At 40.1% G+C, this 11,830-nt stretch carries 12 protein-coding genes and 1 pseudogene; 11 read left to right on the forward strand and 2 right to left on the reverse strand.

The window, feature by feature from the left end; genetic code table 11:
* Positions 1–166: 166 nt before the first annotated feature.
* Positions 167–1,226 (reverse strand): annotated as a pseudogene (locus tag A9267_RS08240) (IS110 family transposase).
* Positions 1,227–1,326: 100 nt separating this feature from the next.
* Between A9267_RS08240 and A9267_RS08245 the strand changes: the two are divergent.
* From A9267_RS08245 to A9267_RS21770, 3 genes are read left to right on the forward strand one after another with little or no spacing between them, the layout of a single operon-like run.
* A complete protein-coding gene (locus tag A9267_RS08245; protein WP_065108879.1) occupies positions 1,327–1,719 on the forward strand; it encodes a hypothetical protein in 393 nt (130 codons plus the stop codon).
* Positions 1,712–1,864: a hypothetical protein gene (locus A9267_RS21765; protein WP_156669126.1), complete on the forward strand. Its 153-nt coding sequence runs from the start codon at positions 1,712–1,714 to the stop codon at positions 1,862–1,864. Before A9267_RS08245 ends, A9267_RS21765 begins: the two co-directional genes overlap by 8 nt.
* Before the next feature lie 48 nt (positions 1,865–1,912).
* Positions 1,913–2,125: a hypothetical protein gene (locus tag A9267_RS21770; protein WP_156669127.1), complete on the forward strand. Its 213-nt coding sequence runs from the start codon at positions 1,913–1,915 to the stop codon at positions 2,123–2,125.
* A 14-nt stretch (positions 2,126–2,139) separates the two neighbouring features.
* On the opposite strand, the gene A9267_RS08250 is transcribed toward A9267_RS21770, so the two are convergent.
* Positions 2,140–3,294: an IS110 family transposase gene (locus A9267_RS08250; RefSeq protein WP_065108880.1), complete on the reverse strand. Its 1,155-nt coding sequence runs from the start codon at positions 3,292–3,294 to the stop codon at positions 2,140–2,142.
* Positions 3,295–3,423: 129 nt separating this feature from the next.
* Here A9267_RS08250 and A9267_RS08255 point away from each other — a divergent pair, with 129 nt between their 5' ends.
* From A9267_RS08255 to A9267_RS08290, 8 genes are all read left to right on the forward strand, one after another.
* A complete protein-coding gene (locus tag A9267_RS08255; RefSeq protein ID WP_065108881.1) occupies positions 3,424–3,732 on the forward strand; it encodes a YciI-like protein in 309 nt (102 codons plus the stop codon).
* A 231-nt stretch (positions 3,733–3,963) separates the two neighbouring features.
* Entirely contained in the window at positions 3,964–4,362 is a 399-nt protein-coding gene (locus tag A9267_RS08260) for an ACT domain-containing protein (RefSeq protein ID WP_065108882.1), read from the forward strand.
* A gap of 259 nt (positions 4,363–4,621) precedes the next feature.
* On the forward strand, positions 4,622–5,800 hold the full coding sequence (locus tag A9267_RS08265) for an HlyD family secretion protein (RefSeq protein WP_055026374.1): 1,179 nt from the start codon (positions 4,622–4,624) through the stop codon (positions 5,798–5,800).
* Entirely contained in the window at positions 5,790–6,839 is a 1,050-nt protein-coding gene (locus A9267_RS08270) for a DUF2955 domain-containing protein (RefSeq protein WP_065108883.1), read from the forward strand. The genes A9267_RS08265 and A9267_RS08270 overlap by 11 nt, the downstream gene beginning before the upstream one ends.
* Positions 6,840–6,949: 110 nt before the next feature.
* Positions 6,950–8,014: a helix-turn-helix domain-containing protein gene (locus A9267_RS08275; RefSeq protein WP_065108884.1), complete on the forward strand. Its 1,065-nt coding sequence runs from the start codon at positions 6,950–6,952 to the stop codon at positions 8,012–8,014.
* A gap of 338 nt (positions 8,015–8,352) precedes the next feature.
* Positions 8,353–9,465 carry an AI-2E family transporter gene (locus A9267_RS08280; protein WP_055026377.1) on the forward strand — a complete coding sequence of 371 codons (1,113 nt, stop codon included), beginning with the start codon at positions 8,353–8,355 and terminating at the stop codon, positions 9,463–9,465.
* Between the two features lie 12 nt (positions 9,466–9,477).
* Entirely contained in the window at positions 9,478–10,137 is a 660-nt protein-coding gene (locus A9267_RS08285) for a potassium channel family protein (RefSeq protein WP_055026378.1), read from the forward strand.
* Between the two features lie 61 nt (positions 10,138–10,198).
* Entirely contained in the window at positions 10,199–11,794 is a 1,596-nt protein-coding gene (locus tag A9267_RS08290) for a hybrid sensor histidine kinase/response regulator (protein WP_065108885.1), read from the forward strand.
* Positions 11,795–11,830: the final 36 nt, after the last annotated feature.

The following is an 11,830-nucleotide window of genomic DNA, read 5'->3' on the forward strand; positions in this document are numbered from 1 at the left end:
TGATTTGCGCTTGAGCAAAGATCTCATTCGTTAAACAGTATTACTGACTCTTTCGAGCAAGATGTACTTCCCAACTAACCAGATTCAATTGCTCTCGGTCTGACCGTGTTATCGTCAATTGCTAATGCGTCGACTCGGTGGGGTTAACCGTGTGGGTTAAACCTTTTTACGTTTTTACATAGTTAACTTGGTATTCATTACCCGATTGAAGTAATGACCAAATTAATCGTGCATTCTTTGCTGCTAGGGCGATGACAGCCCGTTTAAAGCCTCTACGCTCGATAAGCGCTTTAATCCATAAACTGGTTCTATCCATTTTGTTAGTACAGTTTGCGATGACAGCGCGAGCACCGTGTATTAATGAGGTGCGGATATGCTTCTCACCGCGTTTACTTATTCTGCCTAACGTCGGCTTGCCACCTGTTGAATATTGTTTCGGTACTAAGCCTATCCAAGCTGCGAATTGGCGGCTAGTTGAAAAGTGTTTCGCATCACTAACTGTGGCTACAACGGCTGTAGCGGTGACTTCACCAATGCCTGGAATCGTCATTAAACGCTTGGCGTCTTTCATTTGATTAGCAAGGGCATAAAGCTTCCTATCAGACTTTAATATGTCTTGGTTTTGTAGCTTGATGCTTTGCCATAAGTCATTGAGTAGCTCTCTTGCTAAAGCGGGTAAGGCGTTGTCGGTATCTTCTAAGATTTCAACAATGTGCTTTTGTGCTGGATAGCGACCTTTAGGCATGATGATGCCGAATTCTGATAGCAAGCCGCGTAAACGATTAATCATGGCAGTACGGTCTTTGATTTGACCTTGCCTAATGCGATGTAAGCATAAAACAGCTTGTTGTTCTTCGCTTTTAATACTGACAAAGCGTGTTTTAGGTCTTGTTACTGCTTCACATATTGCTTCAGCATCATTGGCATCGTTCTTTTCACTTTGACGGTAAGGGATAACAAATTTAGATGCCACTCTAAGCTAGTAAGGAGTACGTACGTCGTGGCCGTATTTTGTAAATTCCCTTGCCCAGTAGTGAGCACCAGAACAAGCTTCCATTCCAATGATGCAAGGTGGAATGTTAGCGATTTTCTCTAACAGCTTGTTTCTTTTAACTGTTTGCTTTAGTTTAGTTTTACCGTATTCATCTACACCATGAATACTAAAAACTAATTTGGCTGCTTTTGATATAAAAAAGAGTGATACCAATTGCTTTAATTAAGGACATATGGACTCTCCTTGATTGAATGTTTGCACTTTCAATATGGCACATCGCGGCCATTTGGTAAGGGGAGTCCATATCATTCGTTATACATCAAGGATAGTCCATGTCAGTGTTCGAGATACCTAGGTATAAAGAAAATCCAATTTATCTTTTTTTTGAGTCCTACATCTTAAATACATTAGGTTTTGTTAGCTCAGATAGATATAGACAAATTCAAGAAATGAACATCCAAAAAGTTTTTGATTCATCTCATTCTGATTGGCCTTTGGTTGTTGAAGAAGTATTAGATCTATCCGACACAATTCATATTGCTATTAAGCACTTGTGGCTGAAAAATATGGAGTACTATTATGAGTCCGAAGAAGGGTACTTAGCTTTTGCTCAAGACTTCACCGACAACTACATGAAAGCTGAGTCTGAAATAGATATTTGGACTAAAGAAAGCTTAGCGTCTGCTATTACATACATAAATAGCAGTGGTGAATTTGATGTATAACAAGCGCCTAAACTCCGACAATGTTATGTTGTCATGGTTTTGGCAAAAAACGCAAAAAGCCATGCCAACGCATTGCGTGTTAGGCGGGCGTTGGTATGACTCCCCACGTCAAGCAGAACATGACTATTTCGGCCTAAATATTTAAGCCTAGTTTTGATCTTTTGACTCAATTGGTATTGAGCTAACACAGTCGATGAAGCAAGTAATTTCGTCGGTTGTCATGCTGATATTCGTGGATTACTTGTCTTTCAACAAGCAGCGCCTACCTTACAACTCATATGAAAACATTAGGCGTCGTGACACCTGTCTTCAGTCTATGTTCGTGGTTCAATACCGCTTTCGCAGTATTGCCATCCTAACGCTGTCGGTGATTGTGCCACATCCGATGCTTGACCCACTGCATTAGCTCAAAAAGGTTTATCATGCAGGTACTCTCGATAACCGTAGTTTAGGGTTAACTTGTGTCAACACCACTTCCCGTGAAATAGCCCAGATATAAGCAATCATTTCTCTGGCTATCGCGGTCACGACAAGGTTGTAATGCTTACCTTTATGCATGAGTTTTTGATATCGACGGCACAGCCTTAACTGGGCTTGCCATGCAATATCAATAATCTGTTTTGGTAAGTCTTCTTGTCGTTTCTGTATGTCTGTTGAGATATTGGCTGGAAAGCGATATGAGTGTGCACCTTCGACTAATAACCGCCTTGCTCTGCCATTGCCGCATTTTGTTATCGCACCAAGATGCCGCTTGCCACCACTGGAATGTTCCGATGGCACTAATCCTACGTAACTCATTAATTTTCTAGGATGGTCAAAACGGGTTAAATCACCTAATTCTGCAATCACGCCAGCGGCAACTAATAACCTCACACCCCGTAATGCTTGTATCGCTTTGACTACAGGATAATAACGCCAGTTTTTTACATGGTGTTCTAGCTCATTATCGAGCCGTTTAAGCCGTGCTATGCGCTCTGAAATGGTTTGTAAGTATTCTTGCAAGACGATCTGTTGACTAGGATGCGGCAAGATAAGCTCAGTGAGCCAACGCAAATGTTTCAGCGACCAATTGGCAGTACCTCTGTAGTTGATGTTGTTTCTGAGTTGCAGTGCTTTTAGTTGGTATTTGGCATCTTTTAAGTCCTTCATCGCCGTTTCTCGTGCCCGAGATAAGCCCCTAATGGCTTCATCTTCAGGCTCAGGAACATAGATAGCGGTGAGGTCTTCAGATTTGAGCAGTTTAGCCAGCTTCAATGCATCCCGTTTATCTGTTTTAACCTTCTCACCAGGCTTTTTGGGTATTAGCGAAGGCGCAATGACATAGCAGCAATGACCTAAACTCGTGAGCAGTCGATAAATCCAATAGCCACATGGGCCAGCCTCATAAACGAAATGCAGAGTGGCCGTTGGATACTTAGATTGGAACTGCCTAGCAAGTTTGGTTATAGAGGCTTTAACGCTTGAAACTCGTCCAAAATGAATAGCTTGGGCACCACGTTGATCTTCAATGTAGGCCACTTCAACAAATTCTTTATGAGTATCTAGGCCAATAAAAAGTATGTTATGTTTATTCATGCTGATCTCCGATTTAGTTTCTTTGACAAAACTATTATGGCTCTGGCTTTCAGCTAACCCACGATTAATTGGAGATCAGCATCTTTAGTGGGGAGTCATTATGTCTAGGTGTAAAGGATTAAGCCGAATATGTATTTTCTACTAACTTATGATGTAGTTTCTGATTATATCTCTCGAAGAGAAACTTACCGAGATGAGCATATTAAACTTGCTTTATCTGCTGTAGAACGCGGTGAATTACTGTTAGGTGGTGCATTAACTGAGCCTAGCGATGGAGCTGTATTACTTTTTAAAGGTAGTTCTCCTGATATTGCGGAGAAGTTTGCTAAACAAGATCCGTATGTTCAAAACGGCTTAGTAAAAAATTGGAAAGTTAGAGCTTGGTCAATCGTACTTGGTGCAGGAGTTTCTCCTGATGATTTGACAATTAGCACTTAACAAATCATTAAAGCAGGACAAAAACAGTTGGTTTTACTTGTGCCTCACTTACTTATAGCTAACAACTTTTAGCCGGTTATTGAGGCATTATGTTTCAAGACGATTCTAATGAAAATTGGATTACAGAATAAAACTAAAGAAAGGTGTTATCGAATCATATTGGCTCAAAATGAAAATGGTAATTATCTGTAATAAGACATTATGCAAACTGAGATAGCACAGGAAACGGCAATGACAGGAATGACTGATTTATCGCAATTATTATCAAGTATGTCTCCAGAACTTCAAGCTGGGGAATTTGTTTTTTGTTCTGTAACGGGGCGAATTGCTGATTATGTTCACCTTAATCCAGTATGTTTTTTTCAAGAAAAAGAAGGCTTAACCTTAGTGTTATCGGCGGAAAGTGCCACACAGGCATACCTGCCATTTGAGGCAAAATTTAAGCAAATCACGTTAACCGTTCACTCGAGCCTTGAAGCGGTTGGCTTAACGGCAGCAATATCAGATAAACTGACGCAGCATAATATCAGTGCTAATGTGATTGCGGCTTACTACCATGATCACATCTTCGTTCCTGCAGATAAAGCTTCTGCTGCGATGACTGCATTACAGAGCTTTTCAAAAAACTAATCTGTGTACATCCTGAAAATGAAGTGAGTAGATGACCATTATAGGTGTATAACTGACTTCATTTATCTGTCACTTTGCTTATTTTTCCGTACTGAATAGCGATATATTGTTTGAGAATTTAATCGTTATATTTGAGATCTTTAGCAAAATAATTCTATACTTGAATTCTGCTAACAACTGATTGAATACTTGTTAACATTGTCGGTGTTGAAATAAAGTCTTGTAAACGTTATTTCGTGTGGCTATTCAAGGGAAAGATATGACAGAAAATAAAAAAGAGCTTCCTTCAACGCAAGAAGAAAAGCCTACAGAAGAAGCTCAAAAAACCGATGTTGTCGCCGATAATGCCTCACCAGATGCACCTGCTGACAAAGCTAAGAATCAAAAAATCCGAAAAATTACTAATATTATTTTGCTAGTGGTGTGCTTTTTATTTGTATTCCATTTATTTGCCGATCGCTATATACCGTCAACGGACTTAGGACGAGTACGCGGATATGTTGTGCCGATTACACCTCAAGTGTCAGGTGAGGTAATTGAAATTCTTACCACTGCAAATACTTTGGTCCGTGAAGGGGAAGTGTTAGCTCGTATTAATCCAAGAGATTATGAAATTGCCTTRTTTACTGCTCAACAGCAAGTGACCCAAGCAGGGCAAAATATGGGGGCATTAACTGCGAATGTGACAGCTGCCAAGGCTAAAGTGGCTAATGCGGAAGCGAATTATAAAAATGCGCAGGTACAATCAAAGCGTATTTTTACCATGGTTGAGCAACAAGTTATGTCACAAGCTGATGCCGACAATGCCCGTGCTGAGTTAGTCAGTGCTGAGTCTGGTGTCGCAGCTGCAAAAGCTGATTTAGCTAAAGCAGAAGAACGTTTAGGTTCTGAAGGTGAAAATAATACCGCCGTTAAATCTGCACTGTTAGCGTTAGAACAGGCCGAGCTTAATTTAGCAAGAACCGAAATTAAAGCGCCAACAGATGGTGTTGCATCAAACTTCCGTTTAAAAGAAGGCTTTTATGCCAATGCAGGCCAGCCTGTTATGACGTTTATTTCTTCTGAAGATGTGTGGATTGAAGCAAACTTTAGAGAAAACAGTATTGGCAATATGAAGCCTGGCGATAAAGTGGAATTCGCACTTGATTACGCGCCTGGAGAAGTCTTTACAGGTAAAGTCGCCTACATTGATTATGGTGTCGATTGGGGCCAAAACGAGCAAACGGGTAAATTAGCGCAAACGACAGGGCAAACGGGTTGGTTAAGACAATCTCAACGCTTCCCTGTCACGATTGTATTTGATGAAGAGGAAGCTAAAGGGTTACGTCGTGTTGGCGGACAAGCCGACGTGATGGTCTACACCAAAGAGAGCTCGATAATGAACCTATTTGGTAAGTTCTGGATCCGTCTTGTTAGCTGGTTCTCTTATGTCAGATAAGGCGGTAGCGACACTTGATCCTGAATTAGAAGAAGCAATATATACACGACGTGTATTGCGCTTCACTCTAGGTATTGGACTCGCAGTTGGTATTTCGGCGGTGTTTGCTTGGCAATTAGCGTTTATCGTGCCGGTATTTGTGGCTAAGTTTCTTGTTGATAGAGTCGAGCCAACAATTCAAACCGTTTATGAATTGTTGATTTCAATGGTCGTGACTATCGGTATTGCTTGGTTGGTCAGTTTTGGCCCAGTGCAATACCCGCTCGTGCTATTACCTTTGCTGGCCGTGTTGATGCTGTGGGCTTATTATTTGTTCTCCGATCCCAAGTGGAATTTTTTTGCCACTATCTTAATTATTTCTACATTAGTTTTGCCATATTTAGGGATTTTACATCCTGGAGCCGCCATTTTTGTCGGTGTGGGTTTGAGTTTTTCTGGTGTCGTGTCGGTATTAATATTTGCCTTATTACATATTTTACTACCTGACTTATCGCCCAATCGTGAATCTCATATTGAAGCTGGATTGACAACAGATGAGCGCTTATATGAATCGGTGAGAGCGCTGATTATTGCGTTTCCTGTTATTACTTTCTTCTTTTTGTTTGAGATAACAGGCGCCTTACTAACGATGATATTTATTGCTATTTTATCGTTACAATCTGCCGGAAGTAAAAGTGTAAAAGTGAGCCTTTTCTTATTGATTACCAATGGGATAGGCGGGGTATTAGCGATAGTGTTTTATAACATGCTAGTGATTGTACCTGAACTTGTTTTTTATATCGGCCTAGCCATGATGTGCGCCTTAATATTTAGTCAAAAAATTTATGCAGATCCTATTAAGGCCCCCATTTTTGCGGGTATTTTCTCGGCGCTGTTAGTGGTTGTTGGCTCTACGGCATCATCCACAGACGCTGATGTGGCGACGAATTTCTWTATTCGTATTGCTCAACTATTTATTGTCGGGGTGTATATGGTTGTTGCTTCTTTCTTTTTAGAAACGAGAAATTGGCGATTTTTACAAAAAAGAACCGCTGTTTGATGAGTAAACAGATTAATCTTGAGTGACAGCAGGCGAAATTTAAATTGATTTAAATAACAGGTATAGGCAGCTTTTTTAAACAGTATCTAGGCGTTAAAGGTAATCACATCATGACCGAAACCCAAAGTAACGCAAAAAACAAAACTCAAGCTGCAGTTCAAGCTGAATCTAAAAAAACACTGGAAGAGAACCATTACATTCCGCTATTACGTGCCGAATACTTTGTTCCTTTCATTGTTAGATTTAAAGATTTTGAAAATAATATATACCCTGTTCTGAAAGAAGCTGGCCTGCCAGATACTGTACTTTCCTCTAAACCTGAATACCTTTCAGAAGCGGCACTGCAAAAATTACTGGCAATCATGTATCGCAAGCTGAACTCTAAGCGGTTTGCCAATTGGTTAGAGCAAGTGGCGAGAAGTATTTTTGTGCCGCAGCATCTTGCTAAAATGGCATTAAATGGCACGGTAAGAGACGCATTGCTTGAGTTTACCCATCTTGTAAACAGTGAATCAAAACAGACCAATATTCAGCTTAAAACCTCGGTTAACAAAGTGTGGTTCGCACGATACCGAAATATTAAACATTCTTTTGATGCCAATCTCGCAGAACTGTTTGCATTAACTATGATGCTTGAGCTAATTAGGGTGTTAACTCAGAGCCAGTGGTCACCTGAGGAAATTGCTCTACAGTCTCCAAGCGAAGTGGATTACTTAAGTGAATTAAAGGTTAGTAAGTCACAAATTTATTATGCACGCAGTGTCACTGCTGTGAGCATTTCTGCCGAAGTGTTGTCGCAAAGCGTTAAGTATAAAAAAGGCTGGAGCCAACCCCCACAGGCTGTAATTGAGGGGCCTGAGCGATTTATTGATAGCTTTACTCATGCTCTCACGCCTTATTTGAGCATGGGACGAATTTCAATTACCACCGCAGCGGATTTATTAGGACTCAGTGTACGCACTTTACAGCGCCGCCTCACAGAAGAAGGATTGAGTTACAGCAAAGTGATTGAAGGCATTTGCTTTGAACAAGCAAAGTTGATGTTAAATGATCCTAGTGTACCCGTTACTCAAATTTCATCCGCATTAGGGTATGCTGATGTCGCCCATTTTTCGCGTGCGTTTAAACGTTTAGCTGGCGTTTCACCACGTGAATTCAGAAAGAACTTATCTTAATTAACTTCAATTATATTCATGTTGCGATTGAATTACTGATAGTCGTGTTTGCTTCGCTGGGAGCATGACAATTGTCGCGATCACATATGACTGATTAATCTCAGTTTTATATTAAATATGCCCCTGTGCTTAGCGAGAAAAACCAGTTAATAAAAAAATAATAGCGAATTAATATTTTTATTTTTAACTCAGTGTAATCTTATATAACTTACGCTATATTTTAATAGCAAATGAAACATAAATGACTTTTGTTTAAACAAGTTAACGACACTATGTCGATTCATGGTTTCGTTTAATATTGATAAATGGATTGCCAATAAAGCAGGGAAAGACAACTTATGAGTGAGAAAAAAATAACAACTGCATCTGAGTTTACTCATGCTGCTGTTGATGCTGCGATTAAAATTGCGCTAATTTTCATCATGGTGATTTGGTGTTTTAAAATTATTCAGCCGTTTATCATGCCGATTCTATGGGGTGGTATTATTGCTATTGCACTCTATCCAGTGGTGATATTACTCAGTAAAAAAGTAAAACTATCGGTGGGTAAATCTAGCTTGCTGGTCACGTTACTTGCTCTGTCATTACTACTAGTTCCGACTTTCCTTTTTTCTGGCGCGATAGTGTCAGGCACTCAAGATTTTATCGCTGAAGTCCATGACGGTACTTTAGTGATTCCTGCGCCCAAAGAATCTGTAGCTGATTTACCGTTAGTAGGTGAAAAGCTGTACAACTTTTGGTCTTCGGTTTCTTCTGACTTAGAAAAAGTTGTCAGAACCTACGCTGATGAAATCAAAGGGTTCTCGTCTAAGGCTGCAAGTATATTCGGCAGTTTTGGGATGACCGTCTTACAGTTTCTGATTTCGATTATTATTGCAGGTGTATTCATGTCTCGGGCCCAAGGCTCAAACCAGATGTTTCATAAGGTTTCGGTAAGGCTTGCTGGTAAACATGGTGAAGAGTTTTCTGAACTTGCGGTAGCAACGGTTCGTAGTGTGGTGCAAGGCGTTATTGGCGTGGCATTTATTCAATCCATTTTAGCGGGTATTGGCTTAGGTTTAGCTGGTGTACCGGGTACGGGTATTTGGATGTTACTGGTTCTTATTTTAGCCATTATTCAGCTGCCGCCTATTTTAATTTTGGGTCCTATTATTGCGTATGTATTTACCGTGGAATCTTCAACGGTAGCCATTATGTTCATGATTTGGAGTATTTTGGTGAGTGCCAGTGACGCATTTTTAAAACCTATGTTAATGGGGCGCGGTGTTGATATTCCTATGTTAGTGATATTGCTAGGTGCAATTGGTGGGATGATTCTATCTGGCATTGTTGGCTTATTTGTTGGAGCCGTTGTACTTGCATTGAGTTACAAACTTTTCTCAGCTTGGCTTGTGGTTGAAACGGCTGAGCTTGATAGTGAATCTGTGTTACCAGATGCAGAAAAAGAGTAAAGGTAAAGCTTAATGAATAAACATATGTCCCAAGAAGATAACTTTATTTACCTTCTTGGCTCGTTAATATTAGTGCTGTTAAGTGCAGCTTTGGTTGAGCAGTTTTTTGAAGCTGGGCAAATGATTATTGTTGGTACCACAGTCATGAGCTTGTCTATTGCTGTTATCGGTCTAGGCGAGAATAAACGCTGGATTCGATCAACCTTTGGCTTAATGATCACGACGTTGTTATTTGCCAGTATTGGCTCGGTTTTTGAGTTACTTAACCTTGATATTGTTGGCTTATTAACAATTTTGGCTTTTCTCGTCGTTGCAACCTATCGCGCAGCAAAACAAGTATTGTTCAGCGGCAAAATATCCACGAATCAGATTATAGGTTCTATCTGTATATTTTTACTATTAGGGCTAATTTGGGCTTTTATATATTTACTATTGATTGAGATATTTGGCCCCGCTTTTAATGGCATTGAAGTGCAGAAGTGGACTGATAATTTTTCGACGGCAATCTATTACAGCTATATCACCCTAACGACCGTAGGTTATGGTGAGATTTCTCCAAATATGCCCATTGCTCGCTTTTTTGCTTTTTCTGAGGCCATTTGTGGGCAATTTTATATGGCAATTATTGTGGCAAGTTTAGTCGGGGCAAAAATGTCACAAACAGACTCTTAAAGGCGAACGAATAAAGCGTTATCTTTCAGTTTGGTTGCTTGATTCAGATAGAAGAGGTTTCATGGAATTAGCGAAGAAAACCGTGTTAATAGTGGATGATATGGACGCCATTCGCAAAATTAGTTCTGATCAATTACGTCGCTTTGGTGTTGGCCAAATTTATCAAGCTGAAAATGGCGCGAAGGCACTACACATACTTAAAAACACCCATGTTGACCTTATTATTTCTGATTGGAACATGCCGGTCATGTCTGGAATTGAATTACTCTGTGTGGTTCGAAGCACACCAAAATTTCAATATATCCCTTTTCTAATGATCACGGCAGAAGCTGCCAGAGAACGCGTCAGTCAGGCCATTGCAGAAGGTGTGACTGATATTGTCATCAAACCATTTAACAGCATGATATTGCAACAAAGGGTCACTCAATGCTTACAAGGTTTTGTGAGTAATAAAGCTGGTGTTGTAGCACAAGAGGCAACATCGACGAGTGAGCAATCAGATGCAGAAAGTGATATAGCCCTCAATCTTACTAAGCAAGATAAACATCAAAAATCATCAGTACTTATTGTTGATGATACTGCCGATAACTTAACCTTATTAGGTGGATTATTAAAAGACGAGTACCAAGTTAAACTGGCTAAACATGGGGCGAAGGCGCTTGAAATCGCTCAGTCTGACACGCCTCCAGATATTATTTTATTAGATATTATGATGCCAGATATGAATGGCTTTGAGGTGTTAAAGCAACTTCGAAAACATCCATTGTCGGAGCATATTCCCGTCATTTTTGTCACCGCACTCACAGAAGATAAGTATCAACTGCAAGGACTTGATGGTGGGGCAGTCGACTATATCAGTAAACCAATACAACCCGAACTACTCAAATTAAGAGTACGGAATCTGATGGCTTATGTGACTATGCATAAGAATTTGCAATCAGATTTCGACAGTTTAGTGGCAAATGAAAAACTCAAACAAGAAGTACAGCAAGTTTTACAGCATGATTTAAAGGGGCCTATTGCAGGGTTAATGGCATTGATTGAGCAAATTAAGTCAGACCCACATATTTCTAAAAATAACGCTGAAAATGCGACGATTGCTGAGGACATGACATTTCAGTTGTTGAACATGATTAATATGTCCAGTGAACTGTATAAAATTGAAACGGGGCGTTTTGTGTTAAGCCCTAAACGATTCTCTATACTCGCCCTTATCCAAAAAATCATTGCTGTGTTAAAGAAAACGTTTCAGGTTAAGCACTTGCTTATCTATCTTGATTGCGAAGAAGACGGTGATGAAGATTACGTTGCAATGGGTGATGAAAGTTTAAGTTATTCCATGTTATTCAATTTATTAAAGAATGCATGTGAAGCTGCGCCAAGTAAAACACGAGTTTCGCTGATGCTACAACGTGAGCAGGAGCCTGAAACCAAACAAGCCTTCTTAAAAGTGAGTATTCAAAATATTGGTGTTGTGGATGAAGATATCCGACAACATTTTTGGCAAAAGTATGTTTCAGCTGGCAAAAGCGATGGCACAGGAATTGGGACATATTCAGCAAAATTACTTGCCGAGGCTCAGCAAGGTAAAGTGGCATTAGATGTTGATGATACAAACCAAACGACTAGTGTGTCAGTGTATCTCCCGCATGAGTAATTAAGTCATTATGTAGATTCAGGGTTTGCGCCCGAA

It is taken from the genome of Shewanella sp. UCD-FRSSP16_17, from assembly GCF_001675935.1.
GTDB classification, from domain to species: Bacteria; Pseudomonadota; Gammaproteobacteria; order Enterobacterales; family Shewanellaceae; genus Shewanella; species Shewanella japonica.